Source organism: Methylobacterium sp. A54F (genome assembly GCF_053346035.1).
Genome location: NZ_JBKFBF010000006.1, coordinates 111,913 through 131,331, shown reverse-complemented (window position 1 = coordinate 131,331; position 19,419 = coordinate 111,913). Strand labels below are relative to the sequence as shown.

Annotated in this window: 19 protein-coding genes; 14 read left to right on the top strand and 5 right to left on the bottom strand. The window is 72.6% G+C overall.

Going from position 1 to position 19,419, the window contains the following annotated elements:
- Positions 1-27: 27 nt before the first annotated feature.
- The 3 genes from ACLBXP_RS11865 (at position 28) to ACLBXP_RS11855 (ending at position 5,341) form a co-directional block, all read left to right on the top strand.
- Entirely contained in the window at positions 28-1,323 is a 1,296-nt protein-coding gene (locus ACLBXP_RS11865) for an MFS transporter (protein WP_447667862.1), read from the top strand.
- A 328-nt stretch (positions 1,324-1,651) separates the two neighbouring features.
- Entirely contained in the window at positions 1,652-4,600 is a 2,949-nt protein-coding gene (locus ACLBXP_RS11860) for an FAD-binding and (Fe-S)-binding domain-containing protein (protein ID WP_447667861.1), read from the top strand.
- Between the two features lie 60 nt (positions 4,601-4,660).
- Entirely contained in the window at positions 4,661-5,341 is a 681-nt protein-coding gene (locus ACLBXP_RS11855) for a GntR family transcriptional regulator (protein WP_447667860.1), read from the top strand.
- A 26-nt stretch (positions 5,342-5,367) separates the two neighbouring features.
- On the opposite strand, the gene ACLBXP_RS11850 is transcribed toward ACLBXP_RS11855, so the two are convergent.
- On the bottom strand, positions 5,368-6,381 hold the full coding sequence (locus ACLBXP_RS11850; RefSeq protein ID WP_447667859.1) for an LLM class flavin-dependent oxidoreductase: 1,014 nt from the start codon (positions 6,379-6,381) through the stop codon (positions 5,368-5,370).
- A gap of 258 nt (positions 6,382-6,639) precedes the next feature.
- Here ACLBXP_RS11850 and ACLBXP_RS11845 point away from each other — a divergent pair, with 258 nt between their 5' ends.
- From ACLBXP_RS11845 to ACLBXP_RS11830, 4 genes are all read left to right on the top strand, one after another.
- Entirely contained in the window at positions 6,640-7,842 is a 1,203-nt protein-coding gene (locus tag ACLBXP_RS11845) for a pyridoxal phosphate-dependent aminotransferase (protein WP_447667858.1), read from the top strand.
- A gap of 455 nt (positions 7,843-8,297) precedes the next feature.
- Complete coding sequence (locus tag ACLBXP_RS11840) at positions 8,298-8,615, top strand: hypothetical protein (protein ID WP_447667857.1); 318 nt, start codon at positions 8,298-8,300, stop codon at positions 8,613-8,615.
- Between the two features lie 72 nt (positions 8,616-8,687).
- Entirely contained in the window at positions 8,688-10,340 is a 1,653-nt protein-coding gene (locus ACLBXP_RS11835; RefSeq protein ID WP_447667856.1) for a calcineurin-like phosphoesterase C-terminal domain-containing protein, read from the top strand.
- A gap of 297 nt (positions 10,341-10,637) precedes the next feature.
- A complete protein-coding gene (locus ACLBXP_RS11830) occupies positions 10,638-10,844 on the top strand; it encodes a hypothetical protein (protein ID WP_447667855.1) in 207 nt (68 codons plus the stop codon).
- A gap of 17 nt (positions 10,845-10,861) precedes the next feature.
- On the opposite strand, the gene ACLBXP_RS11825 is transcribed toward ACLBXP_RS11830, so the two are convergent.
- The gene (locus ACLBXP_RS11825; RefSeq protein ID WP_447667854.1) at positions 10,862-11,251 is read right to left on the bottom strand and encodes a hypothetical protein; all 390 of its coding nucleotides are present in this window, start codon (positions 11,249-11,251) and stop codon (positions 10,862-10,864) included.
- A 324-nt stretch (positions 11,252-11,575) separates the two neighbouring features.
- On the opposite strand from ACLBXP_RS11825, the gene ACLBXP_RS11820 reads away from it, so the two are divergent.
- Positions 11,576-11,785, top strand: coding sequence for a cold-shock protein (locus ACLBXP_RS11820; RefSeq protein WP_447668038.1), 210 nt, complete (start codon positions 11,576-11,578; stop codon positions 11,783-11,785).
- Positions 11,786-11,995: 210 nt separating this feature from the next.
- Complete coding sequence (locus ACLBXP_RS11815; RefSeq protein ID WP_447667853.1) at positions 11,996-12,232, top strand: AsnC family transcriptional regulator; 237 nt, start codon at positions 11,996-11,998, stop codon at positions 12,230-12,232.
- 102 nt (positions 12,233-12,334) lie between these two features.
- Here the strand turns inward: ACLBXP_RS11815 and ACLBXP_RS11810 are convergent, their stop codons facing one another.
- Entirely contained in the window at positions 12,335-13,165 is an 831-nt protein-coding gene (locus tag ACLBXP_RS11810) for a 3'(2'),5'-bisphosphate nucleotidase CysQ (RefSeq protein ID WP_447667852.1), read from the bottom strand.
- Positions 13,166-13,515: 350 nt separating this feature from the next.
- On the opposite strand from ACLBXP_RS11810, the gene ACLBXP_RS11805 reads away from it, so the two are divergent.
- Positions 13,516-13,998, top strand: coding sequence for a DUF6101 family protein (locus ACLBXP_RS11805; protein WP_447667851.1), 483 nt, complete (start codon positions 13,516-13,518; stop codon positions 13,996-13,998).
- 4 nt (positions 13,999-14,002) lie between these two features.
- Here the strand turns inward: ACLBXP_RS11805 and ubiA are convergent, their stop codons facing one another.
- Together ubiA and ACLBXP_RS11795 are read right to left on the bottom strand one after the other, a co-directional pair.
- Complete coding sequence (gene ubiA / locus ACLBXP_RS11800; protein ID WP_447667850.1) at positions 14,003-14,950, bottom strand: 4-hydroxybenzoate octaprenyltransferase; 948 nt, start codon at positions 14,948-14,950, stop codon at positions 14,003-14,005.
- 184 nt (positions 14,951-15,134) lie between these two features.
- Entirely contained in the window at positions 15,135-15,599 is a 465-nt protein-coding gene (locus ACLBXP_RS11795) for a hypothetical protein (RefSeq protein WP_447667849.1), read from the bottom strand.
- 248 nt (positions 15,600-15,847) lie between these two features.
- On the opposite strand from ACLBXP_RS11795, the gene ACLBXP_RS11790 reads away from it, so the two are divergent.
- From ACLBXP_RS11790 to ACLBXP_RS11775, 4 genes are all read left to right on the top strand, one after another.
- Positions 15,848-16,600 (top strand): 16S rRNA (uracil(1498)-N(3))-methyltransferase, encoded by a 753-nt coding sequence (locus ACLBXP_RS11790; protein ID WP_447667848.1) that lies wholly within the window; start codon positions 15,848-15,850, stop codon positions 16,598-16,600.
- Positions 16,601-16,830: 230 nt separating this feature from the next.
- Positions 16,831-18,198: a glutamate--cysteine ligase gene (locus ACLBXP_RS11785; RefSeq protein WP_447667847.1), complete on the top strand. Its 1,368-nt coding sequence runs from the start codon at positions 16,831-16,833 to the stop codon at positions 18,196-18,198.
- A 133-nt stretch (positions 18,199-18,331) separates the two neighbouring features.
- Positions 18,332-18,811: a hypothetical protein gene (locus tag ACLBXP_RS11780; RefSeq protein ID WP_447667846.1), complete on the top strand. Its 480-nt coding sequence runs from the start codon at positions 18,332-18,334 to the stop codon at positions 18,809-18,811.
- Positions 18,812-18,983: 172 nt separating this feature from the next.
- The gene (locus ACLBXP_RS11775) at positions 18,984-19,397 is read left to right on the top strand and encodes a hypothetical protein (protein WP_447667845.1); all 414 of its coding nucleotides are present in this window, start codon (positions 18,984-18,986) and stop codon (positions 19,395-19,397) included.
- Positions 19,398-19,419 lie beyond the last annotated feature (22 nt).

Sequence of the window (19,419 nt, the reverse complement as noted above, 5' to 3'; positions counted from 1 at the left end):
CGCATCGATCTCACCGGAGGACGCCCCATGATCGCGATACCGAGGCGCGTGACAGCGCCGGGCATGGTCTTGTTCCTGCTCTGCCTGATGTACTTCATCACCTACGTCGACCGGGTGAACGTCGGCACGGCCGCGCCCGCCATCAAGGCCGAGCTGGGCCTGACGAACACCCAGCTCGGGTTGATCTTCTCCGCCTTCGCCTACCCCTACGCCGCGTTCCAGATCATCGGCGGCGCCATGGCCGACAAGTGGGGCGCGCGGCGCACGCTGTTCATCTGCGGCCTGATCTGGGCCGCCTCGACGATCGCCACGGGCTTCGTCGGCGGCGTGGTCTCGCTGTTCCTCGTCCGCTTCATCCTCGGCTTCGGCGAGGGCGCGACCTTTCCGACGGCGACGCGGGCGATGCAATCGTGGGTGCCGTCCGACCAGCGCGGCTTCGCGCAGGGCATCACCCATTCCTTCGCCCGGTTCGGCAACGCCGTCACGCCGCCCCTTGTCGTCCTACTGATGGCATTCATGGGCTGGCGCGGCGCCTTCGTGCTGCTCGGCATCGCCAGCTTCGCCTGGGTCGCGATCTGGTACGTCTATTACCGGGACGACCCGCGCGAGCATAAGGCCATCACCGCGGAGGACTTGGAGCGCCTGGCGATCCACGGCCGCAAGGCCGCCGCCCCGAAGCCCCCCGTGCCGTGGCGCCGCCTCATCCCGCGGATGGCCCCGGTGACACTGACCTACTTCTGCTACGGCTGGTCGCTCTGGCTCTACCTCAACTGGCTGCCGTCCTTCTTCAAGGACGGATACGGCCTCGACATCAAGAACTCGGCGCTGTTCGCATCCGGCGTGTTCTTCGCCGGCGTCGTCGGCGACACGCTCGGCGGCGTCATCAGCGACCGCATCCTGCGCAAGACGGGCGACCTGCAGAAGGCGCGCCGCAACGTGATCTGCATCGGGATGCTGGGCGCCGCGGCCTGCCTCGCGGGCGTGTTCTTCACCAAGGAGCTGACCATCATCGCGCTGCTGCTGAGCGGCGGGTTCTTCTTCCTCGAACTCGTGATCGGCCCGATCTGGTCGGTGCCCATGGACATCGCGCCCCAGTATGCCGGCACGGCGAGCGGGTTGATGAACTTCGGCTCGGCCTTCGCGGCCATCGTCTCGCCGCTCACCTTCGGCTGGATCGTCGACGTGACGGGCAACTGGATCCTGCCCTTCGCGGGCTCGGTCGGCCTCCTCGTCCTCGGCGCGGCGCTCGCCTTCACGATGCATCCCGAGCGCCCGTTCGAGGCGCTGCCCCCGCCGCTGCCCCAGCCCGCGCCCGCCGAGTGAGCGCGGGAGAGGCCTCCGCCGCGCCCTGACGGCGCGGCCCGCAGGCCGGATGCGGGGCGTTGCGTCCCCGCATCCGCGCACCTGCATCGGCCGGTCAGGCCGGCCCATCCGCTGTCCCCTTCCCATTCCGTCCCCCGGGCCGTTCGCCGCGGGACGCCGGGCCCTATCGGCACCGCGGTCCGCTATGATCGGCGGCGCGGGCCGTGAGACCGCGCGCCCGGCGGGGCACGCCCGACGCCCGGAATAGGGCTGACACATGACCGTGAGCTGGATTGCATTTTAAATACAAAATCCATATCCAGGGAAAAATCGCGGGTGGGAGGTTTCGATGGCGCAAGCCGCGCTCAGGCACGAACCGGTCGCCGACCGGGCGCTCTTCCCCGACGCAGGCCGCGCCCGCCTGGCCCGGGCGCTCGCCGGCGAGGTGCGCTTCGACGCCTTCACGCGGGGCCGCTACGCCACGGACGCATCGATCTACCAGATCGTGCCGGCCGGCGTCGTCCTGCCGCGCAGCGCCGCCGACATCGTCGCCACCCTGAAGATCGCCGCCGAGCACGACGTGCCGGTGATCCTGCGCGGGGGCGGCACCTCGCAGAACGGCCAGCCGATCGGCCGCGGCCTCGTGGTGGACTGCTCGCGCCACTTCAACGGCGTGCTGGCCTACGACCGCGAGGCGGGCGTCGTCACGGTCGAGCCCGGCATGGTGCTGGAGCGCCTGAACGCCCGGCTGAAGGCGGACGGCTGGTTCTTCCCCGTCGAGCCCTCCACGGCGAGCCGCTGCACCATCGGCGGCATGGCGGGCAACAATTCCTGCGGCGCCCGCTCGCTCCGCTTCGGCAAGATGAGCGACAACGTGCTGGGCCTGGAGGCGCTGTTCCACGACGGCGAGCCCTTCGGCTTCGGGCTCACCGGCAACGAGGCGTCCGGCGTCACGGGCTCCGAGCGGGCCGAGGACCTGGCGCGGCGGATGCTCGACCTCGCGCACGCCAACCGCGACGAGATCGAGCGCATGTACCCGCGGGTGCAGCGGCGGGTCGGCGGCTACAACCTGGATTCGCTGATCGAGCCGCGCCCGAACCTCGCCCACCTCCTCGTCGGCTCGGAGGGGACGCTCGCCGCGACGACGAGCGTGACCCTCAAGCTGTCGCGCCTGCCCACCCACCGGGTGATGGGCGTGTGCCACTTCCCGTCGTTCCGGGCCGCCATGGAGACCACCAAGGCGATCGTCGACCTGAACCCGGTGGCGGTCGAGCTCGTCGACAACAACGTGCTGGTGCTCGGCGCCGACATCCCGCTCTTTCGCACGACGCTCGCCGACATCACCCGCGGCCGGCCGAACTGCCTGCTGCTCGCCGAGTTCGCGGGCGAGGACCGCGACGCGCTGATGCGCGACCTGAAGCGCCTCGACGCCTGCATGAGCGACCACGGCTTCCCGGATGCGGTGGTCGAGGTGCCCGAGCCCGCGCGCCAGAAGCCGGTCTGGGAGGTCCGCGAGGCCTGCCTCAACATCATGATGTCGATGAAGGGCGACGCGAAGCCCGTCTCCTTCATCGAGGATTGCGCGGTGCCGCTGGAGCACCTCGCCGACTACACCGACGCGGTGACGGAGGTGTTCACGAAGCACGGCACCCGCGGCACCTGGTACGCCCACGCCTCGGTCGGCTGCCTGCACGTGCGCCCGATCCTGAACATGAAGGAGGGCGGCGACGTCGCGAAGATGCGCGCCATCGCGGAGGAGACCGCGGAGCTGGTGCGCCGGCACAAGGGCTCCTACTCGGGCGAGCACGGCGACGGCATCTCGCGCTCGGAGTTCGTGGAGCCGCTGTTCGGCGCGCGCCTGACCCGCGCCTTCGAGACCGTGAAGGACGGGTTCGACCCGGACAACCGGCTCAACCCCGGCAAGATCGTGCGGCCCCTGCGCATGGACGACCGCGACCTGATGCGGTTCCGGCCCGACTACGCGGTGACGGAGCCCGCCAAGCCGGCGCTCGACTGGTCGGACTGGGGCGGCTTCGGCGGCGCCGTCGAGATGTGCAACAACAATGGCACCTGCCGGAAGCTCGCGGGCGGGGCGATGTGCCCGTCCTACCGGGCGACCCGCGAGGAGCAGCACCTCACCCGCGGCCGGGCCAACTCCCTGCGGCTCGCGATCTCCGGGCAGCTCGGGCCCGAGGCCCTGACGAGCCCCGAGATGAAGCGCACGATGGACCTGTGCGTGTCCTGCAAGGCCTGCCGGCGGGAATGCCCCACGGGCGTCGACATGGCCCGGATGAAGGTCGAGTTCCTGCACCACTACCACGCCCGCCACGGGCTGCCCCTGAAGGAGCGGCTGGTGGGCGAGCTGCCCCGCTACGCCGGCCTCGCCGCGCGCCTCGCGCCGCTCCTCAACCTGCGCGACCGGGTGCCCGCGCTCGCGCGGCTCTCGGAGCGCCTGGCCGGGCTCTCCGCGCGGCGCAGCCTGCCGCGCTGGCGCAGGCCCTGGCGGGAATCCGGCGAGGTCGCCCACCCGTCCGACGTGTCGGGCGCCTTCCGGGACGTCATCCTGTTCGGCGACACCTTCAACCGGGCCTTCGAGCGCGAGAACCTGGAGGCGGCCGAGCGCGTGCTGACGGCGGCCGGATACCGCCTGCACCGGGTCGCCCCCGCCCGCGGCAACCGCCCGCTCTGCTGCGGGCGCACCTACCTGGCCTCGGGCCAGACCGACCGCGCCCGCGCCGAGGCCCGCCGAACCCTCGACGCGCTCCTGCCCTTCGTGCGGGCGGGCGCCCGGGTGGTCGGCCTCGAACCGTCCTGCCTCCTGACCTTCCGGGACGAGTTCGGCGCCCTGCTGCCCGGCCCCGACGCGGCGCTCCTCGCCCGCAGCAGCCTGCTCTTCGAGGAGCTCCTGGCCACCGACCTCGCGGCGGGGCGCATCGCCCTGCCGCTCGCCGACCAGGGGGGGCGGGTGGCGCACCTGCACGGGCATTGCCACCAGAAGTCGTTCGGCGCCTTCACGCCGGTGGAGACCGTGCTGCGGCAGGTGCCTGGGCTCGACGTGCGGGTGATCGAATCGAGCTGCTGCGGCATGGCGGGCGCCTTCGGCTACGGCGCGGAGACGATCGACGTGTCCTTCGCGATGGCGGAGCTGTCCCTGTTCCCAGCCCTCCGGGGCGCCGCGCCCGGCGACCTCGTGGTCGCGGACGGCACGAGCTGCCGCCACCAGATTCACGATGGCCTGGGATTGCACGCGGAACATGTGGCCCGCGTGCTGGATCGCGCCCTGATCTCTCGACACTGATTTCAAGCACGCCTAAACGTAACAGGACACGAGGCCCACGCTTTTCCCAGTCGTTGCTATATGAACAAAATCGAGACCGGCCTCGGCATCAACCGCCGCTACCTCCACGACGAGGTGGCGGACCGGATGCGCGACCTGATCCAATCCGGCGAGATGGAACCCCGGGCGCGGATCAACGAGGCCGAGCTGACCGAGCGCTTCGGCATCTCGCGCACGCCGCTGCGCGAGGCCATCAAGATCCTGGCGACGGAGGGGCTGCTCGAGCTCCTGCCGAACCGCGGCGCCCGCGTCGCCAGCATCTCGCAGGTCGAGATCGAGGAGATGCTGGAGGTGATCGCCGGCCTGGAGGCCACCGCCGCCGACATCGCCTGCCGGACGATCACGGACGGCGAGATCGCGCACATCCAGGCGGAGCACGACGCCATGGTGACGGCTTGGCGGGCGGGCGACGAGGCCGAGTACTTCCGCCTCAACCGCAACATCCACGAGGCGATCATGGCCGCGAGCCGCAACGGCACGCTGGCGGCGATCTACACGAGCCTGTCCGGGCGCATCCAGCGCTCGCGCTACTCCGCCCACCAGACCGCGGAGCAGTGGGCGCAGGCGGTCTCCGAGCACGAGCAGATGGTCGCGTTCCTGCGCGTCCGCGACGGCGCCGCCCTCTCGCCGCTGATGCGCCAGCACATCCGCGGCAAGAAGCCGGTGATCGCGGCGAACTACGGGCCGGGCGAGGGGCCCTGAGGGGCGCTCCGGCTTCCGCGCGATTCCTAGAGGCCTGCTTCGAGGCCCCACGCCTCCGCGAGGAGCGCGTAGGAGCGCCGCCGCGCCGCCTGGTCGTGGACGGCCGTGAACACCATGACCTCGTCGGCCTGCGTCGCGGCCGCGAGCTCTGACAGGATCCCGCGTAGCGTCGCGGGCGCGCCGACGTGGAGCCGTGCCCGGCCGCGGGCGATCCGGGCCCGCTCGGCCTCGCCGTACGGGTAGGCTTCCGCCTCCGCGAGGCTCGGCAGCGGCGCGTACTCGCCCCGCTCCCGGCGCAGCGTCGCGAGCTGGCTGCTCCGCGCGAGCCGCTCGGCCTCCGCATCCGTCTCCGCGCAGACCGCCGCCACGGCGAGGATCGCGTGCGGCCGCTCGCGCCAGCGCGAGGGCCGGAACCCGTGGCGGTAGGCCAGCATCGCGTCGGCCGCGTCGTGGGCCGCGAAGTGCTGCGCGAAGGCGAAGCCGAGGCCGACCTGCGCGGAGAGCTGCGCGCTGTAGTCGGACGAGCCGAGCAGGTGGATCGGCGGCAGGGCGACGCCGTCCGGCATCACCGCGATCTGCCCGAACGGGTGCCCGGCCGGGAAGCCGCCGCTCCCGAACAGCATCAGCTCCTGCAGGCGCTCCAGGAAGTCGTCGCCGCCGCGCGGCGCGTCCCGGCGGCGCAGCGCCTGGGCGGTGACGCCGTCGGTGCCGGGCGCCCGGCCGAGGCCGAGGTCGATCCGCCCCGGGAAAAGGGCCTCCAGCACCCGGAAGCGCTCGGCCACCATCAGGGGCGCGTGGTTCGGCAGCATGATCCCGCCCGAGCCGACCCGCAGATGGCGCGTCGCCGCCGCGATCTGCCCGATCATGATCTCGGGCGCGGGGCTCGCCACCGAGGGCAGCGCGTGGTGCTCGGCGAGCCAGTAGCGGGTGTAGCCGAGCCCGTCGACGTGGGCGGCGAGCGCCAGCGAATCGTGCAGGGCGTCCGCGGCGCTCGCGCCCACGTTGACGAAGGACAGGTCGAGGACGGAGAGCGGCAGCATCGGCCTCAGATGGGGAGCTGCCCCCGGCCGCGCGCGCCCCGTCCATGCGCTGCGGGAAACTGAGCCATGCATCCGGCAGGGCTGCACATCCGCGCCGGGAATCGCCCGCATCCGCGCTTGCCCGGCTCAGGACCCGCGACTAGGGTCCGCGCCGCGAACGACCCGGCCCGCGCGTGCCCGCACGCCCCGCCCGTTCGGCGCCGGCCGTGCCCCTGCGAGGCGGCCGCCATCACGTCCTGACGAACCGGAGTTACAGCCATGGGCTTTCTGGCCGACGCCCTCTCCCGCGTGAAGCCGTCCGCGACCATCGCGATGACGCAGAAGGCGCGCGAGCTGAAAGCCGGCGGCATGGACGTGATCAGCCTGTCGGTCGGCGAGCCCGACTTCGACACGCCGGACCACATCAAGGAAGCCGCCATCGAGGCGATCCGGCGCGGCGAGACCAAGTACCCGCCGGTCTCCGGCATCACGCCGCTGCGCGAGGCCATCGTCAAGAAGTTCAAGCGCGAGAACGGGCTCGACTACAAGGTCTCGCAGACCATCGTCGGCACGGGCGGCAAGCACGTCATCTACAACGCGCTGCTCGCCACCCTGAACCCCGGCGACGAGGTGGTGATCCCGCGGCCCTACTGGGTCTCGTACCCGGAGATGGTCGTGCTGTGCGGCGCCACCCCGGTCTTCGCCGAGACCGACATGGCGCACGACTTCAAGCTGCAGCCGGAGGAGCTGGAGCGGGTCATCACGCCGAAGACCAAGTGGATCATCCTCAACTCCCCCTCGAACCCCTCGGGCGCCGCCTACACGCGGGAGGAGCTGAAGAAGATCACCGACGTGCTGATGCGCCACCCGCAGGTCTGGGTGCTCACCGACGACATGTACGAGCACCTCACCTACGGCGAATTCGAGTTCGTGACGCCGGCCCAGGTCGAGCCCGGCCTCTACGAGCGCACGCTCACCATGAACGGCGTCTCCAAGGCCTACGCGATGACCGGCTGGCGCATCGGCTACGCGGCCGGGCCCGAGCAGCTCATCAAGGCGATGGACTTCGTGCAGGGCCAGCAGACCTCGGGCGCGTCCTCCATCTCGCAATGGGCGGCGGTGGCCGCCCTCGACGGCACGCAGGAGCACCTCAAGCGCTTCAAGGCGGCCTTCCAGGAGCGGCGCGACCTCGTGGTCTCGATGCTGAACCAGACCAAGGGGCTGAAGTGCCCGGTTCCGGAGGGCGCCTTCTACGTCTACCCGTCCTGCGCGGAGACGATCGGGCGCAAGGCCCCCTCGGGCAAGACCATCGAGACCGACGAGGACTTCGTGACGGAGCTCCTCCAGGCGGAGGGCGTCGCCTCGGTGCACGGTTCGGCCTTCGGCCTCGGCCCGAACCTGCGCATCTCCTACGCGACCTCGACGAAGACCCTCGAGGAAGCCTGCACCCGCATCCAGCGCTTCTGCGGCGCGCTGCGCTGATCCGCCCGGCCTGACCGGGGCCCCACCGAACGCCCGGCACCCCGTGCCGGGCGTTCCGCGTTCAGGCGGATCGTCACAGACCCGCCGAACGGCCGAGGTGCCGGTTGCGGCCAAGCCCTGCGCCGCCTACATCGGCGGTCCCCGCGGCCGATGCGCCTGAAGGTTTCGCGAGCCCGCTCGGGCCTGCATGGCCGTGGGGCCGGTAGTGACGGGACGGCCCGGACCAGTTCTCTGGGGCGCACCTGTGAGGCTCAGTGGGCCGAGTCGCTGCAGGCGTGTCGGGAGCGCGGGGAACAGGAACCGCGGACCTTGGCGCATGGCCCACCTGCTTTCCTGCCCCCTTCCGGGACGGGGCCCGGCGCCTCCCGCAAGGCTTCCTTCACCCTCCGCGCAGAGGATGGCGACGGGCCGGTGAACCGGCCGCGTCTCACCGCGTTCTCTCGGGCCTGACCACCATGCGACGCCTCCTCACGGGTGGCATCAAGGCGATCCTGGCGATTGCCGCCCTCTCCACCGCGGCCCACTGGGCCATGCGCGTCCAGCGCGAGCCCGCGCCGCGGGCCGTCGCGGCGATCCCCGACCCGGCGACGACGGGCTCGATCGAGGCCCGCCCGGCCGAGCGCGGGGCGCTCAGTGCGGTCCCCCGGCCGCCCGAGGTGACGAGGCCGTCCGAGGTCGCCCGCGGCTACGATCAGGACCACCTCGCGGCCCTGATCGCCCGCAGCGGCGCTGGGGGCGAGAAGCCCCGCGTGAAGGCCGCAGCCAAGCGCTGAGGCCCGCCGCCGTCACGCCAGCGTCAAAGGGCTCTGCTTCGGTCGCCGGCCCGAACCGTTGCCGGAGGCGCCGTGACCGACCGCCCGAACCTCACCCGCCGCCAGGCCGTCGCCGCAGCCGCGGCCCTCTCGCTGGCCGCCGGCACCGGGGCCGGCGCGCAGGCGGCGCCCGAGGCCACCGGCATCGTCTACGAGGCGTCGACGCCGGGCGCGGCCCGCTCCGAGGGCAGCCGCGGCATCCCCGACGTGCTCGTCTCGAACGGGCGCGAGATCGCCCGCACCGACGCCGAGGGGCGCTACCGGCTGCCGATGCCGGGCGACGGCATCGTCTTCGTGATCAAGCCCGCCGGCTGGGCGCTGCCCCTCGGGCCCGACAACGTCCCGCGCTTCTCCTACATCCACCAGCCGGACGGCACGCCGCCGGCGCTGAAGCTCCGCTATCGCGGCATCGAGCCCACCGGGCCGCTCCCGGCCTCGGTCGATTTCGGGCTGACCCGGGCGGAGGAGCCCGACGCCTTCGAGGCCATCCTGTTCACCGACCCGCAGCCCGAGAGCCCGACCGAGCTCGGGCACGTCCGCGACACGGCCGTGGCGCGGGTGCTCGGGATGCCGGCGGCCTTCGGGCTGACCGCCGGCGACATCCTGTTCGACGACCTCTCCCTCTACGGGCGCTCGAACCGCATCCTCGGCACCGTCGGGATCCCGTGGTTCAGCCTCGGGGGCAACCACGACCTCAACTTCGAGGCGCCGGACGCGCGCCACAGCCGCGAGACCTACAAGCGCGTCTTCGGCGCGCCGAGCTACGCCTTCCACCACGGGCGCGCGCTGTTCATCATGCTCGACAACGTGCGCTGGCTCGGGCCGGATGCCGCCAAGGGCAACGGCAACTACGAGGGCCGGATCGGCGAGCGCAACCTCGCCTTCGTGCGCAACCTCCTGGCGGTCACGCCGCAGGACCGGCTGATCGTGCTGGCGACGCACATCCCCCTCGTCACCGACGTGGCGGACGATGCCCGCCAGCGCACGGTGGACCGCGATGCGCTCCTCGACCTCCTCGACGGACGTCAGGTCCTGAGCCTCGCCGGGCACACCCATACCACCGAGCACCATTACCCGCGGCCCGGCCACCATCACCACGTGCTCACCGCCGTCTCGGGCTCGTGGTGGAGCGGGCCGAGCACGCGCACCGGCATCCCGTCCGCCGACAGCCGCGACGGCACGCCGAACGGCTTCCACGTGCTCTCGGTCTCCGGCACCGACTACGCGACCCGCTACCACCCGGCGCAGAGCGAGACGGACGGCACGATGCGGATCGTGCTGGAGAGCCAGCTGCGCGGGGGCGCCCCGGAGGTGCTGCGCAACCACCGGCCGATGCAGACCCTGCGCTCGCCGGTGCCCTTCGAGAGCCTCGGCGCCACGGACCTCGTGGTGAACGTGTTCGACGGCGGCCCGCGCACCCGCCTGCGCTATCGCCTCGACGGCGGCGCACCGGCGGACCTCGTCCGCACGCGCCGGCCGGACCCCTTCGTGGCCGAGCTCTTCACCCGCTACCCGGAGACCACGAAGAGCTGGGTCCGGGCGGAGCCGTCGAGCCACGTCTTCACGGCCCGCCTGCCGGCTGGCGCGGCCCGCCCCGGCGCCCACCGCATCACCGTCGAGGGCACCGACGAGTACGGCCGCCCGATCCGCGGCAGCCTCGTGCTCGAGGTGACGGGGGAGGGGTGACGGGCGAGGTGGGCCCACGACGTCCGCGGGGGCCTGCCGATGCAGGGCCCGTTTCGATCGAGCGGATCACCCACCACCCCCGTCATTCCGGGGCGCCGGAGGCGCGCCCGGAATCCAGGGCCGCCGACTTGTCTCGTCCTGCCGCCTCGGCAGGTCTGGATCCCGGGCTCCGCTGCGCGGCCCCGGGATGACGGAGGTGGGTGGGGGTGGTGCGGATCGTCCCCTCGTCCGGGTGGAACCCCCGTGCGCGCGACCTCGTTGACCCGCCACATCCCCACAATCCGAAGGACGCTTCGCATGGCCAATCCCGGCCTTCCGACTCCCGATCCCACGCCCGGCGACCTGCCGGTGCCGCCCTCGCCGGACGAGCAGCCCGATATCGGCCCGACCGGCCCGCGCACGCCCTATCCGGTCAACGACCCCGGCATCGACGAGCCGACCGGCCCGGGCTCCGAGCCTGACTACCTGCCCGGTGGGCCGACCGACCCCGGCGTCCGGATGTAGAACGCGAGGGCCGCGGCTCAGTGGCCGCCGTGCGACGCGCGCACGTCGCGCGGCGCGTTGAGGATCTCGGAGAGGCTCGTCGCGACGTGGCGGGCCTCTTCGTCCGTCAGGCGGAGCTGGAACGGCGGCAGGGCGCCCGCCTGCAGGGCGACGACGGCCTGACCCTGATCGTCGGTGCCGACCTCGATCGCCGAGGAGGTGACCTCCAGCATGGCGACTTCCTCGTCGCCGAGTTCCTCCGCCAGATCGGCATCCTCGGGCTCGTCGATCGCGGTCAGAAGCTGGCCCACGGCGCGCACCAGGGCGCGGGCGGCCCGCGCATCCATCACGACCGCCGTCGCCTGGTCGTCCTTCTGGAAGGAAAGCTGGATGTTCGCGCCTTCCAACGAAACCGAGATGCCCGCCATGAATCGCCTAACTGCCTGGATCTGAATTCTTATATGCACCCTGGGCCGCGGAAATTACAGGGCGCGGCCGACCCTTCCCATGCGCCCGCAGCCTAGCACGGGCGCGCCGTCCGGCACCCTCCGCGGCGACCGATTGCAGGGGACGCCTTGTTACGGACGCACGGGGCGACTACATAGGAGATCGGGGGGCTACCCTTGAGACCGACGCTTCAGAGGGTCTTGCGTCTCACGCCCCGCCGCTCCGTCTAGACTACGGAAGAGGTCATACCGCTTGCGTCGATGAGACGTGAGATGATGACCAATGGACGATACGAGGTTCTATACGTGAATACCGGCACTGTTAAGTGGTTCAACGAGACCAAGGGCTACGGCTTCATTCAGCCTGATGACGGCGGCAAGGATGTGTTCGTTCACATCTCGGCAGTCGAGCGGGCTGGCCTGCGCAATCTCATCGAGGGTCAGAAGGTCTCCTACGAGATCCTGACCGACAAGCGCAGCGGCAAGGACGCGGCCGGCAACCTCCAGGCGGCCTGAGGCTGCCTCGGCCGGCCCGCACGGGCCGGCCTCCCGACCGGATCGCCCGGCCCAGCCACCGCGCGCCATCCGACACCTTCCGACGCCGCCCGCTCGACACGGGTGCGGTTGCGCCGGACGGGACATCAAGGCTTCACAAGAATCAGAAACGACGTCGAGGCGACCTATTGGGTCGGATATCGACGGTTTGAGATAGAAGAACAAAAAACAATGCAGTTCGAGTATACCCGGCGCCGTAGCGCCCATTCGCCCGTCACCGACGCGGCGACCTTCCGGGTGAGCGGCCTCAAGCGGGCCACGACCGCCGCACAGGCGACCGTCGACCTCACCCACATGATCGACAAGTCCTACAGGTACCATTCGCCGCGCGAGCTGCGCTGGCATCTCGCCGAGCGCTTCGGGCTGTCGCCCGCCGCGGTGAACCTGCGGGAAGCCGCCCACGCCTGAGGGCGTGCCGGCATCGATCCCCAAAAGGCGGCGCTTCGGCGCTGCCGTTCGGTCCCAAGGCGGCGCCCCGGCGCCGCCGTTCCCGTTTTCAGGGGCCCGTGATCAGGCCGTGCCGGACAGGCCGGCCATCACCGCGTCCCGCAGGCCCAGGGGCACCGCGACGAGCTCGCCGTGCACCGGGTCCGGCCGGTTGTAGGCGGTGGGGCGGCCCGAGAGGTCGCACACCGTTCCGCCGGCCTCGCGCAGGATGAGGTCGGCCGCCGCGAGGTCCCAGTCGCGGGCGTCCGACGAGACCAGTCCCACATCGATCGACCCCTCCGCGACCCGGGCGACCCGGAGCGCGAGGGACGGGACGCGCTCGACGCGCACGAAGTCCGCCGCCGCCCCGTCCACGGCGACGCCCCGGGCGAGCCGGTCGAAGAGCGGCTTCGGGCCGGTGACCCGGGCGCCCGGCAGGACGTCGCGGGCCGAGGCCGTGATCGCCTCGCCGTTGCGGGTCGCCCCCCGGCCGGCCACCGCCTCGTAGGAGGTCTCGCCGGCCGGCGCGTGGACGAAGCCGATCAGCGGCTCGCCGGCCGACAGCAGCGCCACCGCGATCGACCAGTCCGGGTGGCCCGACAGGAAGGCCCGGGTGCCGTCGATCGGGTCGACGATCCAGACGAGGTCGTGACCGAGCCGCACGGGATCGTCGCGCGTCTCCTCCGACAGCCACGCGGCCTGCGGCACGATCTCGCTGAGGCGGATCTTCAGGAAGGTGTCGACGGCCACGTCCGCCTCCGTCACCGGCGAGCCCCCCGCCTTGGACCAGATTCGCGCGCCCGTCTGGCGGCCCTCCCGGAAGTGCGGGAGCGCGAGGGACGCCGCCTCGCGGATCGCCGCCCGCAGCGGCGGCATCAGGGCCAGGGCGGCCTCGGCGGTCATCGGTTGGGGCATGGCGTTCCGGTTCGGGTTCCGCTGCGGGAACCCGGTGGAGGGATGGCGCGCGGCTCTGGGGAGGGCACTCTTGCGCCCGCGTCCTCACGTTGTACGGCCTGGGCCGGGGGGCCACAAGGATCGGCCGATCCCCCGCGGGCTCCGGGGGGCGATTCGGATGCGGGCCGATTGCCGCAATCACGGCAAGGAAGCATTGAGCATTCCGAGCGTCAAACCCGCATCCACCTTCGCTTAACGCTCGCTCTTAAGCTGGTCTGAGGAGATCAGGCGCAATTTTGCTTGCATAACGGACGGCCCACGCAGGCCGCCACTTGCAACAGGGCGTCAGGCAGATGAACACTGATCGGACCATGACCGTGCAGACCCACGATCATCTTCATCAGGACGGAATCGCCGCGGAGTGCCGCCCGTTCCGGGCCTCTCCGCTGCCGGTCCTCGGCGGCCGCGCCGAGGCCGGCACCCGGCTCGCCGGCGTCGCCCTGGCCTTCGCCGACGCGGACGAGGCGGGCGAGCGCTTCGCGCTCCTCCTCGTCGATGCCGAGGGCGAGGTGGCGAGCCGCCTCGGCCCCTTCGAGGAGGAGGACGTGGTGGCGCTCTGGCGCGACCTCGCCGCGAAGTCGGGCCTGCCCCGCATGGTCCTGCGGGAGGACGGCGTGCTGGCCCCCGTGGGCCAGCAGATCGGCCGGGTCGCCCTCGGCCGCACCCGGATCCGGCGCCGCCACGGCCTGCTCGGCGACCGGCGCCCGCGCTTCCTCGTCCGCCGCAAGACCGGCCGCCTGCCGGTGCGCCCGCTGATCCACCGGGGCGAGAAGGAGATCATCGCCCGCTCGTGAGCGCTCAGCCGCCCCAGCCCTGACGGATCGTGTCGAGGGCGAGACCCGCGAACAGGATCAGGCCCGCATCGCGGTTCGACCGGAACAGGCGCAGGGCGCCCTGCCCGTCGCGCTCGCGCAGGACGAGGACCTGGCGCGCCAGATGGGCGCCGAACAGCCCCACCCCCAGGAAGCCGACGAGGCCCGCCCCCGCCGCATGGGCCGCGAGCCCCACGAGCAGCGCCGCGAGCCCGTAGCAGAGCGCCACCGCCAGGCGCAGGCCGCCGCCGAACAGCCGCGCCGAGGAACGGATGCCGGCGATCTCGTCGTCCTCGATGTCCTGCACCGCGTAGATCGTGTCGTAGCCGATCACCCAGGCGACCGCGCCGGCGTAGAGCAGGAGCGCCGGCGCGCCGAGGCTGCCGAACACCGCCACCCACCCCATCAGCGCGCCCCACGCGAAGGCGAGGCCGAGCACCGCCTGCGGCATCGGCATCACCCGCTTCATGAAGGGGTAGATCGCCACCGGCAGGAGCGAGGCCACCCCGACGCCGATCGCCACGGTGTTGAACTGCAGCAGCACGGCGAGCCCGACCAGGGCCTGCGCCACCAGGAACAGCGCGGCGGCCTTCGAGCTCACCTGCCCGGAGGGCAGGGGCCGCGAGCGCGTCCGCTCCACCTGGGCGTCGAGGTCGCGGTCGGCGATGTCGTTGTAGGTCGAGCCGGCGCCGCGCATCGCCACCGCCCCGATCAGGAACAGCGCGAGGTGCCACGGGTCCGGCCAGGGCCGCCCGGCCGCCGTGGTGGCGAGCGCCGCCGACCACCAGCACGGCAGCAGCAGCAGCCACCAGCCGATCGGCCGGTCGATGCGCGCGAGCCGCAGGTAGGGCCGCGCGCGCCGGGGCGCCAGGCGGTCCACCCAGTGCCCCGCCACCGCATCGGCGACGCGACGGTCCTGCGCCTCACCGCTCACGGAGGGGGGCCGGGGGTGCGAGGCGAGGGGCGGGGAGGGGCATGCCGCGGGCGTGGGGAGGAGGGCGAACGAGCAAGGCCGACCCCATAGTCGGGATCGGCCTGGTTTTCCAACGCGCATCGGCCCGCGCGAGGCGCAGCGACCGCGAATCCGCCCGGGCCGGACCCGGGCCTGCCTGCGCGTCTTAGAGCGCGCCCTGCGGCATCTTGAACGAGCCGGTCAGGCCGGGGCCGCCGAGGAGACCGCCGCCGCCGCCGTTCTGCGCCTGGGCGCGCGCCTGCGCCTCCATCTTCGAGGCCTGGGCCGCGACGCCGCAGATCTTCGTGCGGATGCCGCTGACCTTCACGTGGTCGGCCTTGAAGCCCTCGGCGAAGGAATCCGGGATCTGGCACCATTCCTTGTTGGCGCCGATCCACTTTACGGCCTCGGCGCCGTTCGCCTGGAGCTTGCCGAACAGCGAGCACGCCTCCTGCGGCGTCATCTTCTGCTTCGAGGTCGAGGCCGCGTTGGCCTTCGCCACGAGGGCCTTGCGGGCCTCCAGCGTCTTCTGGATCTCGCCGCACTCGACGCTCTGCGCGAGGGCCGCGGCCCCGAACAGGAGGCTGCCGGCGAGCGCGCCGGCAACCGTCGCGATGATCTTCGATTGCATTGCCTCGGTTCCCTTCTCGCCCGGTTGCCGCACCGGTCCGTCGTCCCTCGTACCCGTCAGGCCGTTCTGCACGAGAATGTGGCGGCTCTTCGGAGGGCAGCCCCCGGGCCGCCCCCGGCGGTGGGCAAGACGCGGAAAAGACGTCTCCGTAACTTTTCTGCAACGATCGGGCGGGCCGCCGCCGCGTTGACAGGGCCGGGGAGCCGGGTGACGAGCGCGGCCGAAGGACGTCCCACGGCAGCTCACGCATGGCGGCTTACGATTTCACCGCGCCCCGGCTCTACGTCGAGGCCGACCTCGCGATGGGCGCGCGCCTGCCCCTCGACCGGGCGCAGGCGAACTACCTCCTCAACGTGCTGCGCCGCGGGCCCGACGATCCGGTGCTGCTGTTCAACGGCCGCGACGGCGAGTGGCGGGCGACGCTGGCCCCCACGGGCCGCAAGAGCGCCGACCTCGTGGTCGGCGCCCGCACCCGGGCCCAGCCCGCGCCGGCCGACCTGCACTACCTGTTTGCCCCCCTGAAGAGCGCGCGCCTCGACTACCTCGCCCAGAAGGCCGTCGAGATGGGCGCCGGCGCCATCCGGCCGGTCTTCACGCGCTACACGCAAGGGGAGCGCATCAAGGCGGAGCGCCTGCGCGCCAACGCCATCGAGGCCGCCGAGCAGTGCGGCATCCTGGCGATCCCCGAACTGCCGGAGCCGGCGCGCCTGCCGGAGGCGCTGGCCGACCTCGCGCCGGACCGCCTCCTGGTGTTCTGCGACGAGGACGCGCCCGTCACCGATCCGGTCGCGGCGCTGCGGGCGGCGGCGGACCCGGGCGCGCCGCCGCCCCTCGCCGTGCTGATCGGGCCCGAGGGCGGCTTCGCCCCCGAGGAGCGCGCGCTGATCGCGCAGCGCCCGAACACCGTCGCGCTCTCGCTGGGCCCCCGGATCCTGCGGGCCGACACCGCGGCGGTGGCGGCCCTCACCCTGGTCCAGGCCGTGCTGGGGGACGCCCGCTAGCGCGCCGGAGCCGTCCCTGCGGGCGACGACGGGTGCGCCGCCGCACACCGGCAGGCGTCCCCGGTGATCGTCCGGGATGGCGGAGAGCCTGCCGCCCGTACCCGCCGCGTTGTCCGCCCTTGCGGCCTGCATTAAGGACACGACATCCCGATCGAGGAACCGGCCTGCGCGACGGACGCGCGCGGCCAAGCCTCCATCTCACCAACGGTTCCGGCACGGCGAGGCAGCGCATGGCGCGCGACAGCTCCGACACGACCCCGCTCACCTCGCGCACAGAGCTGATCGCCTGGTTCGCGGCCGGCGAGAAGCCGCGCGACAGCTTCGCGATCGGCACCGAGCACGAGAAGATCCCGTTCTACCGCGCCGACCACGGGCCGGTGCCCTACGAGGGCGAGCGCGGCATCCGCGCGCTCCTCGAAGGGCTCGGCCGCGAGACGGGCTGGGAGCCGATCGTCGATGCCGGCAACGTCATCGGGCTCGCGGGCGGGGAGGGCGGGGCCATCTCCATCGAGCCCGGCGGGCAGTTCGAGCTGTCGGGAGCACCGCTTCCGGACGTGCACGCGACGGCGGCCGAGCTGCGCGAGCACCTCGCCGCGACGGCGCGGGCCGCCGAGCCCCTCGGCATCGACTTCCTCACCCTCGGGATGAGCCCGAAGTGGCGGCGGGAGGAGACCCCCGTCATGCCCAAGAGCCGCTACCGCATCATGGCGAGCTACATGCCCAAGGTCGGCAAGCTCGGCCTCGACATGATGCTGCGCACCGCCACCGTGCAGGTGAATGTCGATTTCGCCTCCGAGGCCGACATGGTGCGCAAGATGCGCGCCTCGCTCGCCCTGCAGCCCGTCGCCACCGCCCTCTTCGCCAACTCGCCCTTCACGGACGGGCGGCCCAACGGATACCTCTCGCGCCGCTCCGAGATCTGGCGGGACACAGACGGCGACCGCACCGGCATGCTGCCCGAGGCCTTCGAGGCGGGCTTCGGCTACGAGACCTACGTGGACTGGCTCCTCGACGTGCCGATGTATTTCGTGAAGCGGGGCGACACCTACCACGACGTCGCGGGCGCCTCCTTCCGGGACCTGATGGCCGGGCGCCTGCCCCAGCTCCCGGGCGAGCGCGCCACCGTCTCGGATTGGGCGAACCACGCCTCCACCGCCTTCCCGGAGGTGCGCCTCAAGCGCTTCCTGGAGATGCGCGGCGCCGATGTGGGCGGCCCCGAGATGATCGCCGCCCAGTCGGCCTTCTGGGTGGGCCTCCTCTACGACGAGGGGGCCCTCGATGCCGCCCTCGACCTCGTGAAGGGCTGGAGCGCCGCCGAGCGCGAGGCCGTGCGGGCGACCGTGCCGCGCCTCGGCCTCACCACGCCGATCGCCGGCCGCAGCCTCGGCGCCGTCGCGGCGGAAGCCCTCGCCATCGCACGCAGCGGCCTGCAGGCGCGGGCGCGGCGCGATTCCTGTGGACGGGACGAGACCCTCCACCTGCAGCCCCTCGAGGCCATCGTCGCGGCCGGCCGCTCCCGCGCCGACGACCGCCTCGCGGATTACGAGGGCGCCTGGCAGCGCTCGGTCGAGCCCGCCTTCACCGACTGCGTGTTCTGACCCTTCGACGCAGGACGGAAATCCTGCGAGCGTTCCGCATCGGGCCCGCCCGAAGCCGTCCGCGACGCGCCGCCCGGGCGTTCCGCGGCCGCTTCCGGCTGCGCGCCGGACGGTTCACCGCAGGAGTCTCGCCATGCATCGCCTCGACATGCCTCGCCTCATCATGCCTCGCCTCAACAGCCTCGTTCCCGCCGCCTTCCTCGCCGCGACGGTCGCCGGCCTGTCCCCCGCCGCCGCCGCGCCGCTGCCGGCCCTCACCGCCGCGCAGGTCGGCGGCCCCGCGGACGCGCTGACCCAGGTCGGCTGGTACGGCCGCGGCTACGGTCACGGCGGCTATGGCCGCGCCTACGGCTACGGCCGCGGCTACGGCTATGCGGGGTACGGCCGGGGATACGGACGCGGCTACGGCGGGGGCCTAGCGGGTGCCGCGATCGCCGGCACGGCCCTCGGCCTGATCGGGGGCGGCCTCGCGGCGGCCGCGGCGCCGAGCTACTACGGGGGCTACGGCGGGTACGGCTACGGCGGCGGCTACTACGATGCCGGTTACGCCGGATATTCCTATCCGTCCTACGGCTACCCGTCTTACGGTTACGGGTACGGCTGCGGCTGCTGAGGGCGCCGGGCCGGCGCCCCGCATGGGGTCCCAGCCCCGTCGCACGGCCCGTCGCACGGCCCCGGCGCGTGCGGGGGCGCGCGCAATCATGTGCGCCCTCGCACGCGCGGAGCGGAACGGTTTCGGGGCCATGCTCGTTGCACGGGCAACACTCATCAGGAGACCTGCGCGCATGTCCCGCATCCTCAGCCTCGCCCTCGCCGGCACCGCTGCCCTCAGCCTGTCGGCCACCAGCTTCACCGCGGCCCAGGCGGCGCCGCTCCCGGCCGTCAGCTCCGCCCAGGTCGGCGGCGCGAAGGCGGCGGGTGTCGAGAACGTCGGCTGGCGTCGCGGCTACTACGGCGGCGGCTACCGGCACTACGGCTATCGTCGCGGCGGCGTCGGCGGCGCCCTCGCGGCCGGTGCCGCGCTCGGCATCATCGGCGGTGCCCTCGCGGCGAGCGCCGCCCCGCGCTACGGCTACTACGACGGCTATTACGGCGCCGGCTACGGCGGCGGTTACGGCTACCCGGCCTACGGCTACAGCTACCCGGCCTACGGTTACGGCGGCGGCTACGGCTACCCGGCCTACGGCTACGGCTGGTAAGTCCCGCGGGTCCCGCCTGACA

What these genes read in the sequence shown, in the direction of transcription:
- ACLBXP_RS11865 (WP_447667862.1), top strand. Translation starts at nt 28, where the DNA reads ATGATCGCGATACCGAGGCGCGTGACAGCGCCGGGCATGGTCTTGTTC.
- ACLBXP_RS11860 (WP_447667861.1), top strand. Translation starts at nt 1,652, where the DNA reads ATGGCGCAAGCCGCGCTCAGGCACGAACCGGTCGCCGACCGGGCGCTC.
- ACLBXP_RS11855 (WP_447667860.1), top strand. Translation starts at nt 4,661, where the DNA reads ATGAACAAAATCGAGACCGGCCTCGGCATCAACCGCCGCTACCTCCAC.
- ACLBXP_RS11850 (WP_447667859.1), bottom strand. Translation starts at nt 6,381, where the DNA reads ATGCTGCCGCTCTCCGTCCTCGACCTGTCCTTCGTCAACGTGGGCGCG.
- ACLBXP_RS11845 (WP_447667858.1), top strand. Translation starts at nt 6,640, where the DNA reads ATGGGCTTTCTGGCCGACGCCCTCTCCCGCGTGAAGCCGTCCGCGACC.
- ACLBXP_RS11840 (WP_447667857.1), top strand. Translation starts at nt 8,298, where the DNA reads ATGCGACGCCTCCTCACGGGTGGCATCAAGGCGATCCTGGCGATTGCC.
- ACLBXP_RS11830 (WP_447667855.1), top strand. Translation starts at nt 10,638, where the DNA reads ATGGCCAATCCCGGCCTTCCGACTCCCGATCCCACGCCCGGCGACCTG.
- ACLBXP_RS11825 (WP_447667854.1), bottom strand. Translation starts at nt 11,251, where the DNA reads ATGGCGGGCATCTCGGTTTCGTTGGAAGGCGCGAACATCCAGCTTTCC.
- ACLBXP_RS11815 (WP_447667853.1), top strand. Translation starts at nt 11,996, where the DNA reads ATGCAGTTCGAGTATACCCGGCGCCGTAGCGCCCATTCGCCCGTCACC.
- ACLBXP_RS11810 (WP_447667852.1), bottom strand. Translation starts at nt 13,165, where the DNA reads ATGCCCCAACCGATGACCGCCGAGGCCGCCCTGGCCCTGATGCCGCCG.
- ACLBXP_RS11805 (WP_447667851.1), top strand. Translation starts at nt 13,516, where the DNA reads ATGACCGTGCAGACCCACGATCATCTTCATCAGGACGGAATCGCCGCG.
- ACLBXP_RS11795 (WP_447667849.1), bottom strand. Translation starts at nt 15,599, where the DNA reads ATGCAATCGAAGATCATCGCGACGGTTGCCGGCGCGCTCGCCGGCAGC.
- ACLBXP_RS11790 (WP_447667848.1), top strand. Translation starts at nt 15,848, where the DNA reads ATGGCGGCTTACGATTTCACCGCGCCCCGGCTCTACGTCGAGGCCGAC.
- ACLBXP_RS11785 (WP_447667847.1), top strand. Translation starts at nt 16,831, where the DNA reads ATGGCGCGCGACAGCTCCGACACGACCCCGCTCACCTCGCGCACAGAG.
- ACLBXP_RS11780 (WP_447667846.1), top strand. Translation starts at nt 18,332, where the DNA reads ATGCATCGCCTCGACATGCCTCGCCTCATCATGCCTCGCCTCAACAGC.
- ACLBXP_RS11775 (WP_447667845.1), top strand. Translation starts at nt 18,984, where the DNA reads ATGTCCCGCATCCTCAGCCTCGCCCTCGCCGGCACCGCTGCCCTCAGC.